General features: G+C 66.5%; 9 protein-coding genes. 3 read left to right on the plus strand and 6 right to left on the minus strand.

The window, feature by feature from the left end; genetic code table 11:
* Positions 1–31 precede the first annotated feature (31 nt).
* Complete coding sequence (locus tag WDN01_18670; protein MEJ0028054.1) at positions 32–3451, plus strand: glycosyltransferase; 3420 nt, start codon at positions 32–34, stop codon at positions 3449–3451.
* Here the strand turns inward: WDN01_18670 and WDN01_18675 are convergent.
* The 6 genes from WDN01_18675 to WDN01_18700 form a co-directional block, all read right to left on the minus strand.
* Positions 3448–4839 carry a glycosyltransferase family 39 protein gene (locus tag WDN01_18675; protein ID MEJ0028055.1) on the minus strand — a complete coding sequence of 464 codons (1392 nt, stop codon included), beginning with the start codon at positions 4837–4839 and terminating at the stop codon, positions 3448–3450. The two genes, WDN01_18670 and WDN01_18675, sit on opposite strands and share 4 nt — an antisense overlap.
* Positions 4836–6377 carry a hypothetical protein gene (locus tag WDN01_18680; GenBank protein MEJ0028056.1) on the minus strand — a complete coding sequence of 514 codons (1542 nt, stop codon included), beginning with the start codon at positions 6375–6377 and terminating at the stop codon, positions 4836–4838. Before WDN01_18680 ends, WDN01_18675 begins: the two co-directional genes overlap by 4 nt.
* 56 nt (positions 6378–6433) lie before the next feature.
* A complete protein-coding gene (locus WDN01_18685) occupies positions 6434–9775 on the minus strand; it encodes an error-prone DNA polymerase (GenBank protein ID MEJ0028057.1) in 3342 nt (1113 codons plus the stop codon).
* A complete protein-coding gene (locus WDN01_18690) occupies positions 9772–11346 on the minus strand; it encodes a hypothetical protein (GenBank protein ID MEJ0028058.1) in 1575 nt (524 codons plus the stop codon). Before WDN01_18690 ends, WDN01_18685 begins: the two co-directional genes overlap by 4 nt.
* Complete coding sequence (locus WDN01_18695; protein ID MEJ0028059.1) at positions 11240–12004, minus strand: hypothetical protein; 765 nt, start codon at positions 12002–12004, stop codon at positions 11240–11242. Before WDN01_18695 ends, WDN01_18690 begins: the two co-directional genes overlap by 107 nt.
* Positions 12005–12136: 132 nt before the next feature.
* Positions 12137–12781, minus strand: coding sequence for a TetR/AcrR family transcriptional regulator (locus WDN01_18700; protein MEJ0028060.1), 645 nt, complete (start codon positions 12779–12781; stop codon positions 12137–12139).
* 443 nt (positions 12782–13224) lie between these two features.
* Between WDN01_18700 and WDN01_18705 the strand changes: the two genes are divergently transcribed.
* Positions 13225–16515, plus strand: coding sequence for a TonB-dependent receptor (locus WDN01_18705; GenBank protein MEJ0028061.1), 3291 nt, complete (start codon positions 13225–13227; stop codon positions 16513–16515).
* 438 nt (positions 16516–16953) lie between these two features.
* Positions 16954–18480 (plus strand): alkaline phosphatase family protein, encoded by a 1527-nt coding sequence (locus tag WDN01_18710; protein ID MEJ0028062.1) that lies wholly within the window; start codon positions 16954–16956, stop codon positions 18478–18480.
* The last annotated feature ends 18 nt before the right edge of the window (positions 18481–18498 follow it).

Here is an 18498-nt window from a genome sequence, read left to right on the forward strand (position 1 = left end):
CAAAGCGGCAGCGCGGGTCGATCTAGGGACTATGTCGAACAAGCCGGTCTTTTTCGACGCCACAGGGCGGCGCGCCTTCGGCGCGTCCGTCGTGGGATGGACGGCGGCGGTCCTCAGCCTGGCGCTGGGGGCGGCCTTCGTTGTTAGCCTCCTGACCGTGCCCACCGCGGCGCCCTTGCGGCTGCCCGGGCGGCTGGTCGCCGTCAATCTTCCCGAACTGGAGCGAAAGGCGCAGGCGCCCGGCCTGGTGCGCTCCGCCGAACGGCTCGCGACCGAGGCCCGCGCCCGGCGCGAGGAACTGGCCCGCACGCGTCGCGAACGCAACGAGCGGGGCCTGCATAGCCGCCCGCTCGCCTCGATCCTGAAGCCCCAGGCCAACCGTTCGCTGGCGGTCGCCTTCTTTCCGGGCTGGCATCCGGCGTCGGATTCGGCCTATCCGGCGCTCCTGCGCGCCCTGCCCAAGCTCGACTGGGTGATGCCGACCTGGCTCGGGCTGCAAGGCCCGAACATGGACCTTAGGAGCACGCTCGATCCGCATATGCTGAGCGATATTCGGACCAAGCGGGCGAACATCGCCATCTTGCCCGTGCTGCAGAACGCGACGGACGGCAAATGGGACGGCGCCGGCCTCGCCCGCCTGCTCAAGGACAAGACGCGCAGCGACGATCTGGTGCGTCGGATGACGGCCCTGGTCGGCGCCAACAAGCTTCAAGGGATCGTCGTCGATTTCGAGGAAATCCCCGCCGATGGCCATCCTGCGGTGGAAGCGTTCCTGAAGAGTCTCTCGGCGGCGTTCCTGCCGCATGGCTGGATCGTCGTCATGGCGGTGCCGTTCGACGACGAAGACTGGCCCTATCAAGCCTATGCGCGGCTCGTCGACTACACGCTGCTCATGGCCTACGACCAGCACGACGACACCGGACCGGCGGGCGCCATCGCGGCGCAGAGCTGGTTCGAGGAGACGCTCGACAAGCGCATGCGCGCGCTGCCGCCGAGCCACACGCTCGTCGGCATCGGCTCCTACGGCTATGACTGGAACGGCGATCACGCCGACGATCTGTCCTTCGAGGAGGCTGTCGTCGCGGCCCACGATTCGGAGGCGATGATCGATTTCGACGACGCCACCAACAACCCGCATTTCTCCTACATCGAAGACGACCACATCACGCACGACGTCTGGTTCCTCGACGCCGTCACCGCCTACAACCAGATGCACGCCTCCGACATCTATCGGCCCGCCGGCTACGCCCTGTGGCGGATCGGCACCGAGGATCCTTCGATCTGGGAGGTGATGGGGCGCAGCTACGGCGCCGGCGCGCCGGACGGGCTGCGCCGGATCACGCTCGTTTCCGATATCGACTACGAAGGCGAGGGCGAGTTCTTTCGGGTCGAGGCCGAACCTTCGCCCGGCGCGCGCAAGCTGGAGATCGATCCCCATAGCGGCGACATCGACGACGAGAGCTATACGACGCTGCCGACCAACTACGTGATCCGCCAGTTCGGCTATTCGAAAGGCAAGATCGCGCTGACCTTCGACGACGGCCCCGATGCCGAATGGACGCCGCAGATTCTCGACATCCTCAAGGAAAAGCACGTCAAGGCCACCTTCTTCATCATCGGCGGCAATGCGGAGGCCCACCCCGACATCGTCCAGCGGATCTTCGACGAAGGCCATGAGCTCGGGAACCACACCTATACCCATCCCAACCTCGCCGACACGCCCAGCCAGGCCGTGACGCTGGAGCTGAACGCCACGCAGCGCCTGTTCGAAGCGCTGACCGGCCGCTCGCTCGTGCTTTTCCGGCCGCCTTATCTGGGCGACGCGGAGCCGGACGACGACAGCGAGATACTTCCCGTCGAAATCGCGCAGAGCCTCGGCTACATCACGGTCGGCGAGCATATCGATCCGGTCGACTGGTCGCTGCCGGGCGCCGATGCCATCGTCAATCGCGTGCTTTATGCGCTCGATCACGCGCCGGCGAGCGCCAAAGGCAACACGATCCTGTTGCATGACGCGGGCGGCGACCGCGCCCAGACCGTTGCGGCGCTGCCGGTGCTGATCGACAAGCTGCGGGCGCGGGGCCTTCGCTTCGTGATGGCCTCGCAGCTCATCGGGCTGACGCGCGACCAGGCGATGCCGCCGCTGTCGCCGACCATGTCGCTGCTGACCGACCGGGTCGTGTTCTTTACCGTGAGCTGGCTCAGCCGCGCCCTGTACTACGCCTTCCTTGCGGCCATATGGCTCGGCGTCTCGCGGCTCTTCTTCCTCGCCGGCCTCAGCCTGTGGAATGCGCGCCGCGAGGCCGAGGCGCGCAAATTGCCGCCGAAGGAATCGCTGCATGTCACCGTGATCATCCCCGCCTATAACGAGGAAAAGGTGATCGTCGAGACCGTCGAGCGCATCCTTAGCAGCGACCACAAGGACCTCGACGTCCTGGTGATCGACGACGGCTCGGCGGACAACACCTCCGGCGTGCTGCAGGCGGCGTTCGGCGCGAACGACCGCGTCACGCTGATCCGCGTCGTCAACGGCGGCAAGGCGGCGGCGCTGAACATCGGCCTCGGCAAGGCGGCCGGCGACATCCTCGTCGCGCTGGATGCCGACACCCAGTTTCAGCGCGACACCATCCCGCGGCTGGTGCGCTGGTTCTCCGATCCGCAGATCGGCGCCGTCGCCGGCAACGCCAAGGTCGGCAACCGCACCAACATGATCACGCGCTGGCAGGCGCTGGAATATGTGGTGGCGCAGAACCTGGAGCGGCGCGCGCTGGCGGCGCTCGGCACGCTCACCGTCATCCCCGGCGCGGTGGGCGCCTGGCGCAAATCGGCGCTTCAGGCGATGGGCGGCTTCCACTCCGACACGCTGGCGGAGGACCAGGACCTCACCATCGGCCTCCAGGCCAAGGGTTACCGCGTCCGCTTCGATCCGTCGGCGATCGCCTGGACCGAGGCGCCCTCGACCGTGCGCGGGCTGGCGCGGCAGCGTTTTCGCTGGGCCTTCGGCACGCTGCAATGCCTGTGGAAATATCGCGGCCTGACCTTCAATCCGCGCTATGGCGCGCTCGGCCTGTTCGCCCTGCCGCAGGTCTGGCTGTTTCAGATCGCGCTCACCGCGCTGGCGCCGCTCGCCGATCTCCTCCTGATCTGGCAACTCGTCGGCCAGTGGATCGCCTATGCGCAGCACGGCTCGGAGTTCAGCAACGTCGATCTCATCACCGTCGGCGTCTACTACATCGTGTTCATCGTGGTCGACCTGCTGGCCGCGACCTTCGGCTTCCTGATGGAGCGCGGCGAGGATTGGCGCCTCCTCCTATGGCTGCCCTTGCAGCGCTTCGGCTATCGCCAGCTCATGTACTATGTGGTGGTGCGCTCGATCTCGGCGGCGATCCGCGGTGCGGTGGTCGGCTGGGGCAAGCTCGAACGCACCGGCACGGTGAAGGCGCACGGTTAGCGCGGCGCGAAGATCGCCCGGTCGTCGTCCTGCAGGACGATGTGATAGTTCCGGTCGAGCGCGCGGTGGACATTCTCCGTCAGCGGAAAGGGCGACAGCTCCTCGAGCTGGATCAGCGCGTAGTGCCGCGCCGCGATGGCCTGCGCCAGTCCGGCATCGCTGCGGGCGCCGGTGAGATAGGCCTGCTCGATGTTGAAGACGTCGACCTCGGCCGGCTTTCCCGCCCAATAGCAGAGCGACAGCATCTCGCAGAGCACCGGTCCTTTCGCGTCGTGCAGCAGCGCGATCTGCGCCCGCGCCGCGGCGCGGTCCTGCGCCATCGGGCGAAGCCAATAATCGTCGCTCCGCCAATCGGCCCCCAGGCTCGCGATGCCCAGCGCCAGCGGAACGGCATAGAGTGCGGCGGCGACGCTCTGGCCGGCCGGAAGGCGATTCATCAGCACGCCGGCGCTCAGCGCGAGCGCGATGTCCGCATCGAACAGCGCATTGGCGTCGACGCCCGCGCCGCCGCTGAAATAGAGGCCCGCGACGGTCGCCAGCACGACATAGATCGCGCAGAACACGACATGCCGGTCGCGCCGACCGAAGATGTACAGCGCGGTCGCGCCCAGCAGCGGGATCGCGCTCCAGCGCAGCCACTGCGCACCAGCCGTCTCGATATTGGCGAAGGAATATGTCCGCGCCGAATCGATCGCATGGAACAGGCTGAACCCATAGGCCTGTTTGAACAATCCAAGCCCGATCAGGAAGAAGACGATGCCGCTGCCGGCGAAGGTCGCGGCCGAGCGGCGGTCGAGCAGCGCCAGCCAGGCCGCCACGGCCAGCGGCAGCACGACGAGGTTGTGCTTGACGAAGAAGGCGAGAGCGAACAGCAGCGCCGCGACGACCATGGCGCGCGGCGTGCGCGGCTCGCGCAGCGCGACGACAAGCCCGCCGATCGCCACCGCGTGGCCGAGCATCTGCGGATCGTCCATGCCGGCATAGTCGCTGGTCAGCATCACGCCGGCGGCGAAGAACAGCGCGGCGAATGCCGCCTCCATCCGGCTGCAGCCCATGCGCCGCGCCGCCGTCTCGATGCCGAGCGCGACCGCGAACAGCGCTGCCAGCGCCACGATGCGGCCGGCGATGACGGCGTCGCCGGTGAGCGCGGCGACCGCGCCGACGATGTAGAACGACAGCGGCGGGTAGTTGTCGATCAAAAGGCTCTGCGGCGCCGGGTAGGGCGAGCCGGTCGCCATCGCGGCTTGCGCGAAATAGGCGTTCCAACCCTCGTTCGGATCGAACGGCACATGGAAGCCGATCGCGCAGGCGATGTGCATCAGGCCGAGCGCGACGCCGGCCGCCAGAAGCGCGGTCAGGGTGCGCAGCCCAAGCGAGTCGGTCGTCATCGGCGGGTGCAGGTCTGGTCCGGGACGACGTCGTAAAGCGTATAGAAGCTTCCTTCCAGTCGCTTGCGCAGCATGAGGGGCACGCGCGCATGCGGCCCGGCGCCGTGGACGACCAGCGCCTCGTCATAGCGGCACTGGAAATGCATCAGATAGGGAAAGACGGCGCGGTAGTCCTCGTCCTCTTCCATGCGCCCCGCCGCGAGATCGTCGAGCTCGTCGATATCCGGCGGCGAACCCTGCTGCGCCGTGGCCGCCGCGATGCGCTCCAGCGGCGGGCGCAGACGTACGACGTGCTGGCCGCCGGTGGTGAACATCAGGGGCGTGAACGCGCCGCGGTCGATCACCGCGAACTCTGCCATGTGCCAATAGGGCTGGTCGGCCGACCAGCCGAGCGAATCGCCGTCGAGCACCGTCAGCAGCTTCGCGCCCGGCCGTATCGCGCCGTCATGGGCGCGAAATTCGGTATATTGCGCGTCGTAGCGCTGCCAGTCCCGCGCCAGAAGCAGCGCGCCGGCGGCGAGAAGCGCCAGCGCGATCGCGGCGCCGGCGGCGAGCGCGCGGGGCGCCGCTTTCCAGTCCAGGGATGCGAAAGCCAGCGCGCCCGCCACCGCCGGCAGGCGAAAGTGCACGCCCCAGCCGCCCATCGCCCATTCCGGCGCGAACAGCGCCGCCAGCGCGAACAGGGCAAGGGCTAAGCGCATGCGCGGATGGACGACCGCGCGCCCGGTCGCGACGGCAAGGACGAAGAGCGCGATCAGCGCGGCGGTAAGCGGTAGCGCCGGCTTGTCGAAGCCGAATTGGATCGCGGCCTCGAAGCGGTCTTGGAGCGTTCCGAGCAGATAGAATCCGAAATTGTCGCCGCCGGCCGCCTTCGGCTTCAAGAGGACGAATGCCAGCGCGGCGGGCAGGCAGCAAAGCGCGGGCCCCAAGACCCGGCGCGTCAGCGCAAGGACGGCGAACCGTTCCGCGGCCAGCGCGGGCAATTCATAGCCGCCTATGGCGAGCAGAAGCACGGCGAGGCCGAAGAGATGGCTGAAATAGATCGCCGTGAAGGCGATGGCGAAGCCGGCGAGGTGAAGGGCGGTCCGCCGGCCATCGGTCGCGATCCAAGCGGCGAAGACGACGAAGGCGAGGCCGACCGCGAAGGTGTAGTTGAAGAAGCCCCAGGTGAAATTGGCGTTGTACGCGAAGAAGGCCGACAGCAGCACACCCGGCCCGACCCGACCGAACAGCGCGCGCTGGATCAGTGCGGGACCTAAGACCCAGAGCACCACCGTCGCGGTCAGCACGGTCCTCGCCGCCGCTTCGAGCGGCATCGCGCGGCCGAGCAGCGGCACGAGGATTTCGGTGGCCAGGTTCGGCAGGGCGGCCCATTCCACGAAATAATGCCGCGACGGCGCGCCCGCGATCAGCGCGAAGCTTGCCAGATGCGCCGGATAATCCGGCATGCCGGGCATCGTCACGCACCAGAGCGGCATCGCAAGCAGCATGGCGGCCAGGGCCGCGGCGAGCGGCCATGCGAAACCACGAAAACGCAACGTGCTGGACGTGTACAGGTGGCTGTCCCCCGCACCCGCTATAGCGCCGGGCCCGGCTAATGGAAATCCCGCGATTTGGGCAGGATGCGGACATTGCGCGGATGTCGCGGGCTGCGGGAATCGGGGCGCTGATAGGCGATGTCTTCCAGCCGGCCCTGGAAAGGCCTGAGCGTATCCTCGGACAGGCGTTCCAGATCCTGGCTGCGGTCCAAGATTCGCTCCGCCACCAGATGCACGACATTGTCGGCCTTCTGGACCCTGCCTTCGATCAGAAGCAGGCGGGCGCCCATCACCTCGCGGCGGAAGGTCTCGAAGACGCGCGGCCAGACGACAACATTGGTGATGCCGGTCTCATCGCTGAGCGTGATGAACACCACCCCGGCCTCGCCCGGCATCTGGCGCACCAGCACCACACCGGCGCCACGCACCCGGACCCCGTCGTCGGTCGCCTCGACCTCGGCGCAGCTCTTGACCTTTTCGCCCGCAAACATCTCGCGCAGGAATTGCATCGGATAGCCCTTGAGCGACAGGCGCAGCGTCTGGTAGTCGGCCAGCACATGCTCGCTGAGCGGCATGACGGGCAGGGGCGCGATCGCCTCCGCCGGCAATTCCTTCAGGCGCTGGGCCTCGAACAGCGGCAGCGTGTGATGGTCGGGAATGCGGCGCACCGCCCACAGCGCCTCGCGCCGGTCCATCCCGAAGGACCTGAGCCCATCGGCCTCGGCAAGCACCATCAGCGCCTTCTTGGGCAGTTCGCTGCGGCGTACGAATTCGGCGAAGCAGCGATAGCCATAGCCGCGGTTCTCCACGATGGCGCGCGCCCAATCCTCGCGGAAGCCGCCGATCTGGCGATAGCCGAGCCGAAGCGCGAGCACGCCGCAGCTATTGCGTTCGAGCGTGTTGTCCCAATCGCTGAAATTGGCGTCGGGTGCCAGCGCCTCCACGCCGTGCACGCGCGCGTCGCGCACGATCTCGGCCGGCGCATAGAAGCCCATGGGTTGCGAATTGAGCAAAGCACAGGCGAACACCGCCGGATGGTGGCACTTGATCCAGGCCGAGATGTAGACGAGATGGGCGAAGCTCGCGGCATGGCTTTCGGGAAAGCCATAGGAGCCGAAACCCTTGATCTGATTGTAGCAGTTCTGCGCGAACTCCAGCGTATAGCCGCGTTCGGTCATCCGTCCGATCATCAGCTTCTCGAACTGGCCGATGGTTCCCAGATTGCGGAAGGTCGCCATGGCGCGGCGCAGTCCGTTGGCTTCTTCTCCCGTGAATTTCGCCGCGACCATGACGAGCTTCATCGCCTGCTCCTGGAACAGCGGTACGCCCATGGTCTTGTCGAGCACCTCGTGCAATTCGTTCGCGGGGCCGCACTCGGGCGACGGCTCGGGAAATTTCACCGGCGTCCTGCTGTTGCGCTGCTTGAGATAGGGGTGGACCATGTTGCCCTGGATCGGGCCCGGCCGCACGATCGCCACCTCGACCACGAGATCGTAGAATGTGCGCGGGCGAAGGCGCGGCAGCATGTTCATCTGCGCCCGGCTCTCGACCTGGAACACGCCGATGGCGTCGGCCTTGCACAGCATGTCGTAGACCTCGGGCTGCTCGCGCGGCACGGTGGCGAGGTCGAAGTGCCGCTTTTCGTGCGTCTGAAACAGGTCGAAGGCCTTGCGGATGCAGGTCAGCATGCCGAGCGCCAGCACGTCGACTTTCATCAGCCGCATCGTGTCAAGATCGTCCTTGTCCCATTCGATGAAATAGCGGTCGTCCATCGCCGCCGGCCCGATCGGCACTAGCGTGTTCAACGCGTCGTCGGTCAGCACGAAGCCGCCGACATGCTGCGACAGGTGGCGCGGAAATCCCATGATCTGGTTGGCGAAATGCACCGCCCGTGCAATGGCGAGATTCTCGGGATCGAGCTTTCCCTGCCGTACCTGAGATTCCTTTAGTTCCGAACCCCAGTTGCCCCACACGCTGCCCGCCATCGCGGCAGTGACGTCTTCCGACAGGCCGAAGACCTTGCCGACCTCGCGGATCGCGCTCCTCGGACGATAATGGATGACGGTCGCGGTCAGCGCGGCGCGGTGATGGCCATAGCGCTTGTAGACGTGCTGGATCACCTCCTCGCGCCGCTCATGCTCGAAATCGACGTCGATGTCGGGCGGCTCGTTGCGCTCGGCGGAGATGAAGCGCTCGAACAGAAGGTCGATCTGCGTGGGATCGACGGCGGTGACGCCGATGGCGTAGCACACCGCCGAATTCGCCGCCGAGCCGCGGCCCTGGCAGAGGATATTCTTCTCGTTGGCATAAGCCACGAGGTCGCGCACGGTCAGGAAGTAATGTGCGTAGTGCCGCTCTTCGATGATCGCGAGTTCTTTTTCCAGCGTCTCGCGCACCTTCCCCGGGATGCCGTCCGGATAACGTCGGGCGGCGCCCTCCCATGTGAGGTCGCTCAGATGACCGATCGCCGTCTTGCCCGGCGGCACCGGCTCATGCGGGTAGTTGTATCTGAGGTCGCTGAGCTGGAACGTGATCCGATCCGAAAAGCGCACCGTCTCGGCGATCGCCTCGGGACAGTCGCGGAATAGCCGCGTCATCTCGGCCGGCGTCTTCAGATGCCGCTCGGCATTGGCCTCCAGCAGCCGGCCGGCCTTGTCGATCGTCACATGCTCGCGGATGCAGGTGACGACATCCTGGAGCGCGCGCCGCTCGGCCGCATGATAGAGCGTGTCGTTCACCGCCAGCAGCGGCGCGCCCGCCGCGTCCGCGCAATGCGTGAGGCGGCGCAGGCGGCGCCGGTCGTCGCCGCGATAGAGCATCGACGCGGCCAGCCAGACGCGGTCCGGCGCGGCGGCGCGCAGGCGGCGCAAAGTCGCTTCCGTTCTCGCCAGCGAACCGCGCGAGGGCGGCATCACCGCGAGCAGCAATCCCTCCTGGAAATCCAGCAGGTCGCGCAGGAACAGCGTGCATTCGCCCTTGGTGGCGCGCTTCTGTCCCTCCGGCACGCAGAGCTTGCCGCGCGACAGGAGCTGGCACAGCCGTCCATAGGCCGCGCGGTCGGTCGGATAGGCGAGGATCTCCGGCGTATCGTCGGCGAACACCAGCCGTGCGCCGATCAGGAGTTTCGGCTTCCTGCCCGTCAGGCGCGGGTCCTGGAACGCCGCATAGGCGCGCACCACGCCCGCCAGCGTGTTGCGGTCGGCGATGCCGACGGCTTCGTAGGCATAACCATACGCGGTGAGCGCCAGCTCCTCCGGCCGCGAGGCGCCGCGCAGGAAGGAGAAGTTCGACGTCACCGCGATCTCGGCATAAGGCGGCTGGCCTTCAAGAACTGTGATTGCACTTTCCTCCCCCGCAAACGCGGGGGAGGAAGTCCTTGGCCTGTCCCGCGTCTTCATGCGAACAGCCCATGCACATACCAGCGCGGCGCAAAGGGCTCGCGCCCATAGAGCCCGTCGCGATAGAGCCAGAAGCGCCGCCCGGCCTCGTCCTCGACGCGGAAATAGTCGCGCGTCGGCCGCGGCGTCTGGTGCTGCCACCATTCCATCGCGATGCGCTCCGGCCCTTCGGCCCGCGCGACGGCGTGCAGCAGGCGGCGCCAGCGGAAGCGCAGAGGCGGCCCGTCGGGCACCTGCGCCATGACGTCGATGGGTTCGGGCGTCTCGAACAGGCGCAGCGGCCGGCGCGGCGCCTCTCCGGGAAGGCGCGGCTCGAACGCAATCTCCGTTTCCGGCGCGTGCTGCGCCGGCACGGCGACGCCGGCGGCCTCGGGGATATGGGTGTCCTGCGCCTGGAATGTCAGCACCCGGTGCGATCCGAAGCGCGCCGCCAGCCGGTCGATCAGGAAGGCGATGGCCTTTTCCTCGTCGGGCCGCGCCTCCAGCCCGATGCTTTCCGGCACCAGCCGTTCCGCATGAAGCGCCGCGAGCCGCACGAGATCGAAGCCGAAGCCGGGATCGAGCGGATCCCCGCTTTCGCGGGGACCGAGTGCGTCCAGCCTTGTGCGGAACAGCCTGGCGATGACGGCCGGCTCGCGCAGCGGCCGCGCGGTTTCGACGGCGATATGGCGCACGACGCCGTCGGTGCGGAAGAAGGAGGCTTCCAGCATTCGCGCGCCCTGGCCGCGCTCTTCCAGCACGCCGCACAGCGAACGGGCGAGCGACAGGATCGACTCGGCGATGACCTCCTCCGTCATCACCGGCTCGGCGAAGCGATGCTCCACCAGGAAATCGGGCAGGATGCGGCGCGGGCTGATCGGCTGTTCGCTGAGGCCCAGCGCGCGGTCGAGGGTCAACACAAAGTCCTTGCCGAAGCGGGCATTGAGTTCGCCGCGCCCGCGCCCCGCGACCTGCGCGATGGTCTTGAGGCCCGCGCGCTTCAGCGCATGGGTGTCGCGCGGCTCCAGGTCGAGCGCTGCGACGGGCAGCGGGGCGATGACTTTCGCGTCCTCGCCCGGCGCGGCGATGCTGCCGTCGGCATAGCGGGCAAGCGCCCGCGCCGCCGCCGCCGTTCCGGCCAGCGCGCCGCGCACCGCAAAGCCCTGGCCTCCGATCTTCGCACGCATGTCGCGCAGCATTTTTTCTTCGCCGCCGAACAGATGCGTCGCGCCGGTGACGTCCAGCAGCAATCCGTCCAGGCCGTCGAGCGCGACGAAGGGCGTGAAGCGGTCGCACCAATCGGCGATCTGCGCCAGCAGCCTGGCATCGGCCGGCGGATCGGCTTCGACCACATCGAGTTCGCGCACCATGGCGCGCGCGCTGGCGAGCGCCATGCCCGGCTGCAGCTTCAGCTTCGCGGCCTCGGCGTCGACCGCATGGACGATCCGCGCATTGCCGCTGCGGATCGAGACGACCAGCGGCCGCTCAGCCGGCGCGTCTTTGCGGCGGCGATGCAGACGATCGGTCGGAAGCCGCGGAAACCACAGCGCCAGAATGCGCCGCCTGTTCGAAGGGATCGCCAAAAGCGTCATCGTCACAACACCACTCCATCATCCAGCGCCCGGTCTCTCCGTGCCGGTTGCGCACAAGCTCCGCGTCGAAGCGCGGCTGTCCCCAGTCGTCGGTCCCGGTCGAGCGCGCGCTGCGCACCCGCCAGCGGGTCTGCGCCGCGCTGGGCTCGATCTCGGCCTCGCTGCGCAGGAGGAGGGCGGTGACGCCGCTCGTCTGCGCGCCCAGCACCAGCCGGCGCGAGGCGGTGAGGTCGAGGATTTTCGGATTGCCGGGGATCTCGACGATCACCGCACCCAGCGCCGAGCAGCTCAACGCATCGGCGCCGGCGCGCAGCGCGTCGGTCGCGTTGGCGGCGCGCATCAGAAGAGCACAAGCCGGATCGATGCCGAACTCGGCCAGGCCGGTCGCGCTGACCTGGCCATGCTCGAGCGCGGAATAGTCCTGCACGATCCAGAGAAACCGTTTGGTTCCACTCGCGCGCCGCGCCAGGCCCAGGGCGAAGCCGGACCCCGCCGCGTCGGCGGCGAAGACTTCGTGCAGGGCACCGCGCATCAGTCCGCCCCGCAATGTCCGGTCGGCCTCGCCATGGCCGAGCGGCGCAAGGCAGCGGGAAGGCCCGCCCAGGATAGGGGTCAGAAGCTGCCGCGCACCGGCCAGGGCTTTTGCATCGATGGACATTGTTCACTCTTTGTTCTATAGTGCCAATGCCATCGGCAAAGAGTCAATAAGGCACGAGATTTTTTGTGTTTTCCGTGGGATAGGCCCGAAATCCGGGGTCCCCAACGCTCGCCGAGACGGACCCTAAGCCCGCTACTCCGCCGCCTGCGCGGCCTTGCGGCGGGCGAGGCAGACCGCCCGGAAGCCCTCGGCGCTATAGCTCACCAGACGGGGCTCGATCGCCTCGAAATCGTTCGCCAGGCACAACCCGCCCGACAAATTCTCGATCGAGCTGTTGGCCGCGTTCACCAGCATCAGCGAGCCGGAGAACATGTGGTAGCTCCAGAACAGATCGGCCTCGTCGGCCTCTGGAAGGGCGCGATGCAGCAGCGCGATCAGGCGCTTCAGCACGGGATCGAATTTCTTGGCGAAGATGTCGGCCAGTTCGGTCGAGTCCAGATGGGTGACGAAGGCGCAGAAATTCCGCCAGCCCTGGCCGCCTTGCCGGTTCAGGCTGAACGAGGGCCGCAGATAGGCCGCGATGATGCCCTCGACCGTGACCGCGTCGCCGACATCGGCTTCATAGCGGTCCATCTCCCGCATGCGCTCGGAGTTCAGCACGTCGCAGCGCCGCGCGAAGACCGCGTCGAACACGCCGCGCTTGGATTCGAAGTAGTAGTGCAGCAAAGCGGTATCGACACTGGCGAGTTCGGCGATCTCGCGCATCGTCACGCCATAGATGCCGTGCCGCGCGAAAAGCTCCTCCGCCGCATCCAGGATCCGCTCGCTGGTCGCCATGCTTCTTTGCGTTCGCTTGGACGATTTATCGTCCAGAAGCGCGCGACGAAACGGGCGGCGGCCTTTGCGCACCGCTCGATCCCGATCTCTACGCCCCGCGACTGGGGCCACTCCCTGCATAATCGTTGCCCCCCAAAAGGAACGATTACTGTTGTTGTCGTTGTTACAAGGCTTACACAAATCGTCCGAAGCCCAAAGATCGTTTGCAGCGTTTGCCCCATTAATTTCTGACAAAAAGTCGGGTGCAATGCAGCAAAGATCGCAAAGCATTGCGCTGCAGCGCAGCAAACATATCCATCGACGTGGCCCCTCCGCCACACAGTCGGAACATAATTCAATGTCCGATGAAAATTCTTTGACAACAAAATGTCCCGCAGTCATCACTCATCGATCAATGAAATAAGCGTCGCGATTTTATGCGAACCGCAGGGGAGTCCACTCGCGTGTCCATCAAAGGTCATACCGCCAAATTTGCTGCCGCGCTGCTCGTCACGACCGCCTTCACGGCGCCGGCCTTCGCGCAGATCGAAACCGTGGTCGTCACCGCCGAGCGCAAGGCGGAAGACATCCAGACCGTTCCGCTCGCCGTCACGGCGCTCACCGGCGCCGATCTGAAGGCGAAGCAGGTCAACAGCTTCCGCGATCTCCAGTTCCACGTTCCGAGCGTGACCTACACGAAGTCCAACTTCGGCGGTGCGCAGTTCCAGATTCGCGGCATCACCACCCAGTTCGGCCTCGGCGCCGCCATCGCGCAGAACATCAACGACGTCTATCAGGAAGCGCCCTCGCTGGTGAACGGCCAGTATTTCGACGTGGATCGCGTCGAAGTCGCGCGCGGCCCGCAATCGACCTCCTATGGTCGCGCGGCGACCGGCGGCGCGGTGAACGTCATCACCTCCAAGCCCAACCTGGAGGAATTCCAGGCGCGTGCCTCGTTCGACTACGGTACCTACAACACGCTGAAGCCGGAGTTCATGGTCAACGTGCCGTTGATCGACAACGAGCTCGCCGTGCGCGTCGCCGGCCTCGGCGTCTTCCATGACGGCTACGAAAAGAACGAATACAGCGGCCCGCAGATTTTTCCGGGCGGCCCGGTCGACAAGCGGATCAACGGCCAGGGCACCGCGTCGGGCCGCGTCTCGGTCCGCTGGCAGCCGAGCGACGACACCACGGTCGATCTGGTCGGCGAGGTCGGTTACGAGAACGACAACCGCGTCCGCGGCGATAAGCAGCTTTGCCATCGCGATCCGTCGGGCGTGATCGGCTGTCTGCCCGACGCGCTGGGCTTCGAGCCCATCAACAACCTTTCCACCCTCGGCACCACGCTCGGTTCCAAGCAGGGCATCGCGGCGCTGCTCAATCTTTCCTTCGGCGTGCCCTTCGCAACGGCGCAGGCGCTGGGCAACAGCCTCGGCCTGGTCCAGCTCGCCGGCAATGGCGGCCCGGGCGATCCGGCCGGTCCGGTGGTCGGCCGCGCGTTCCTCGGCACCGCCCTGTTCCCCAATCCCTATTCGTCGGCCGCGCCGCTGCCCTCGCCCCCGTTCCCGCCGGGCACCTTCACGATGAACCCGCAGGTCGTGAACGGCATCGGCTCCGGTGCCGGCGGTGTCGTCAGCCACGACCTGCTGACCTCGGACACGCCCTTCAATCCGAAGTTCAAGGGCTCGAACCAGACCTTCCAGCTCAACTGGTCGCAGAAGATCAACAACTGGCTGAAGGCGACGGTCGATGCCGGCTATTCGTCCGGCTATCAGTTCACGCAGCAGAACTATACGGACTCGACGCCTGAGAACATCAGCTCTCTGATCGGCCCGGCCGTCGCCGGCTTCAAGGTGCTGTTCGGCGACAACACGCCCGTTCCGCATGCCGGCGCGATCGGCGGCGCCAATCAGACCGGTGCCTACGACCCCTATTTCTCGGTGCCCGGCGCGCTGCCGATCTCGAACACCTTCTACAACGGCAAGTTCGGCTCTTATGCCGGCAGCATCGACCAGGCGCATGGCATCCTCACGCGTACGCCCTATCTCGCGAGCTATGACGAAGACTCCGGCTCTTCGCGCGAATGGACCGGTGAAGTCCGCTTCCAGACCGCCTTCGACGGTCCGCTGAACTTCTCGGCCGGCGCATTCTTCATGTCGTTCGACGGCCGCAGCCAGTACTGGGTCGCCTCGAACGGCCTCGACTGGGAATCGATGGTCATCGGCGCCTTCGCCGGCAGCGCATCGGGCAATCTCCCGCTCATGCAGGCCAACACGACCTTCGACAGCGAGTCGCGCCGCGACGCCACCCAGTCCCGTTCCGCCTTCCTCGAAGCCACCTACGACATCACAGACGACCTCAAGGTCATCGCCGGTGCCCGCTACAATGACGATCGGACCAGCGCGCTGACCTCGCCGATCCAGGGTGCACCGCTGTCGACGGCCCCCGGCGCGCCGATCGCAACGGTCGGCGGCGGCCTGTTGCTGACGAACGGGTTCGCTCTCATCGGCACGCCGAGCTGCACGGCCAATGGCGGTCTCGCGGCGCCGGGCTGCATCGGGTTCCCCGGCGTGTTCCGCCTGCCGACCGACGTCAACGGCAAGCAGAACAACGTCACCGACAAGTGGACCGGCCGCGCGACCATCCAGTGGTCGCCGCACACCTCCTGGTCCGACCAGACCCAGTTCTACGCGACCGCGTCGCGCGGCGAACTGGCCGGCGGCGTCAACAAGAACAACGCGGCCGGCTCGCTCGTCGTGCCCCTCATCTACCAGCCGGCCACAGTGGATGCGATCGAAGTCGGCACCAAGAACACCCTGCTCGACGGTTCGCTGCAGGCCAACCTGGATGTCTGGTACTACAATTACGAGAACTATCAGGTCGGCATCATCTCCAACCGCCAGGCGCTCACGCTCAACATCCCGGCCCATCTCTACGGCCTGGAGAGCGAACTCGTGTGGCAGCCGGAAGACGACCTCGCGTTCAACTTCACGCTCAGCCTGACGCAATCGCAGGCCGGCAACGCCTTCCTGGTCGATCAGCGCAATCCGACCGCAGGCCAGCCCAACTCGATCCTGGTCAAGGACATGACCAACGGTTCGCTGTGCGTCGTCCAGCCGACCACGGCGGCGACCATGGGGCACACCCCGGGCGATTCCAGCCTGGCGCCGGCCAACACGATCGGCGCGCATGTCGACAACTTCTACCTTCCCAATGGCGGCAACGCCGCCATCGACGCGCCCTTCGGCGTGCCGCTGGTCAATTACGGCGTCTGCAATCCGGCGCTGGAGCCGCTGCTCGAGGCCGCCGGCTTCCAGTACGCGGTCGACCAGAACGGCGTCACCGGTGCGCCGATCGCCGGTGCGCATAACGGCAACGGCGTCGCCACCAACGTGCATGGCAATCGCCTGCCGCAGATTCCGAACGGCCAGGTCGGCATCGGCGGTCAGTACACCTTCCACATCAACGACTACACGCTCGTTCCGCGCCTCGACTACTACTGGCAGTCCAGCATGCAGGCGCGCGTGAACAACGATCCGGGTTCGGACTACATCGCGGCCTGGGACACGCTGAACGGGCAGGTCCAGCTCAACGCGCCGGACAGCGCGTGGTATGCGCGGGTCTTTGCGACCAACATCTTCGACAAGCGCAATCCCACCGGCGAGTACCTGACGGATCCGACGTCGGCGCTCTATACCAACGTGTTCGCCGAAGACCCGCGCGTCGTGGGAATCTCGATCGGCGCCAACTGGTAAGCCGGACCGACGACAGAACAGGGGGCGCCGGTTGCCGGCGCCCCTTTTTGTTTGCGCGGCGTCGAACGGCGCGCATGAACATTTCATCATCTGGTGAAATTCGGTTGACCGCCTTGCCGGGGCGCGTTATTCACTAAGCGGTGAATTTCGCTGCAACTGCGCAATATTCGCCGGTGCAGCATCGAACACCCGGCCGGATCGCGTTCTACCCAGGAACGTCCCGGACGGCGAAATCCCCCGGCCTGCGCTCCTCCTCGGGCAGGGCTGGGGGATGTTCACCCTCGACAAATCCCCGATCGTGACCAGATACCCTTGAGGGCATCAGGCCGCCCGTTCCTGGTACCCCCCTCCCCCGACGTTCGCGGTTCAATTGGGCAGCGCCCTTTAACCGGCCGGACTGCCGAGGCAATCTCGTCTTTCGGACGGAGCCTCTGCGGCATGACCAAGCCTTTGAATGTGCTTTTCATAACGGCCGACCAATGGCGCGCGGAGTGCCTCTCCGCGCTGGGCCATCCCGTGGTGCGCACGCCCCATCTCGACGCCCTGGCGCGGGACGGAGTCCTGTTTGCCAGCCACTTCGCCAATGCGGTGCCCTGCGGGCCTTCACGCACCTCGCTGCACACCGGGATGTATCTGCAGAACCACCGCTCCGGCACCAACGGCACCCCGCTCGACGCACGCCACACCAACTGGGCCAAGGAAGCCGCCGCCATCGGCTACGATCCGGTGCTGTTCGGCTATACCGACACAAGCCTGGACCCGCGCGCGCTGGAAGACGACGATCCCTGGCTGCGCACCTATGAAGGGCCGCTTCCGGGTATCCGGCCGCTCGTCCTGATGGGCGAGACGCCCTACCCCTGGACCGACTGGCTGAAGGCGAAGGGCTACACGGTCCCCGAACCCATCGCCGGCGCCTATTCGCATCGCGGCGAAGGCCCTGACTACGAAGACGGCGCCGCCGTTCCCAAGCCCTTGGCCTATCCGGAGGCCGACGACGACACGAACTTCCTGGTCGACCGCTGCATCGATTACATGCGCGACGCCAAAGACCCGTTCATCGCGCACCTTTCGATCTTGAGGCCGCATCCGCCCTTCGTCGCGCCGGAGCCATACAACGGGATGTACGATCCGGCCTCTGTGCCGGGCTTCGCGCGCCTGGCCACGCCGGACGCGGAGGCGGCGCAGCACCCCTGGCTCGCCTATCAGCTCTCGCGCCGCCAATTCCGTGCCGGCGCCGACGAACGCAAGCTGCGGCGCATGAAGGCCGTCTATTACGGCCTGATGAGCGAGGTGGACGCGGCTCTCGGGCGGATCTTCGCCTTCCTCAAGCAGACGGGTCGCTGGGACGACACGCTGATCGTCTTCACTTCGGATCACGGCGAGCAGATGGGCGATCACTGGCTGCTCGGCAAATGCGGCTATTTCGACGCGTCCTATCGCATCCCGCTGATCGTGCGCGATCCGCGGCCTTCGGCCGACAAGGGCCGCGGGGCGGTCGTCCGCTGCTTCACCGAGAATGTCGACATCATGCCGACGATGCTCGAAGCCATCGGCGCGGACGCGCCCCTGCAATGCGACGGCCTTTCGCTCAGTCCCTTTCTCGAGGGCCGCGGCGCGCCCGACAATTGGCGCACCGAGGCGCATTGGGAATACGACTTCCGCGATCCCGCCGACGACAGCGCCGAAAAGCGGCTCGCGCTGACGCTGCATCAATGCACGATGAACGTCGTCCGCGACGCGCGCTATAAATACGTCCACTTCACCAAGCTGCCGCCCCTGCTGTTCGATCTCGAAAAGGATCCCGGCGAATACGTCAACCGCGCCGACGATCCGCAATATCTGCCCGTCGTTCTCGAATATGCACAGAAGCTTCTCTCCTGGCGCATGAACCATGACGAGCAGGTGCTGACGCATATCGCGTTGACGCATGACGGGCCGGTTTCGCGGCCCGCGATGCGCTACTGAAAAGGCCTCGCTGGCGCC

Source organism: Rhizomicrobium sp. (assembly GCA_037200985.1).
In the GTDB taxonomy this organism is placed as follows: domain Bacteria; phylum Pseudomonadota; class Alphaproteobacteria; order Micropepsales; family Micropepsaceae; genus Rhizomicrobium.

Bases quoted from the DNA above. Each gene is read 5' to 3' on its own strand.
- WDN01_18710 (MEJ0028062.1), top strand. From the start codon at position 16,954: ATGACCAAGCCTTTGAATGTGCTTTTCATAACGGCCGACCAATGGCGC.
- WDN01_18670 (MEJ0028054.1), top strand. From the start codon at position 32: ATGTCGAACAAGCCGGTCTTTTTCGACGCCACAGGGCGGCGCGCCTTC.
- WDN01_18675 (MEJ0028055.1), bottom strand. From the start codon at position 4,839: ATGACGACCGACTCGCTTGGGCTGCGCACCCTGACCGCGCTTCTGGCG.
- WDN01_18700 (MEJ0028060.1), bottom strand. From the start codon at position 12,781: ATGGCGACCAGCGAGCGGATCCTGGATGCGGCGGAGGAGCTTTTCGCG.
- WDN01_18695 (MEJ0028059.1), bottom strand. From the start codon at position 12,004: ATGTCCATCGATGCAAAAGCCCTGGCCGGTGCGCGGCAGCTTCTGACC.
- WDN01_18685 (MEJ0028057.1), bottom strand. From the start codon at position 9,775: ATGAAGACGCGGGACAGGCCAAGGACTTCCTCCCCCGCGTTTGCGGGG.
- WDN01_18690 (MEJ0028058.1), bottom strand. From the start codon at position 11,346: ATGACGCTTTTGGCGATCCCTTCGAACAGGCGGCGCATTCTGGCGCTG.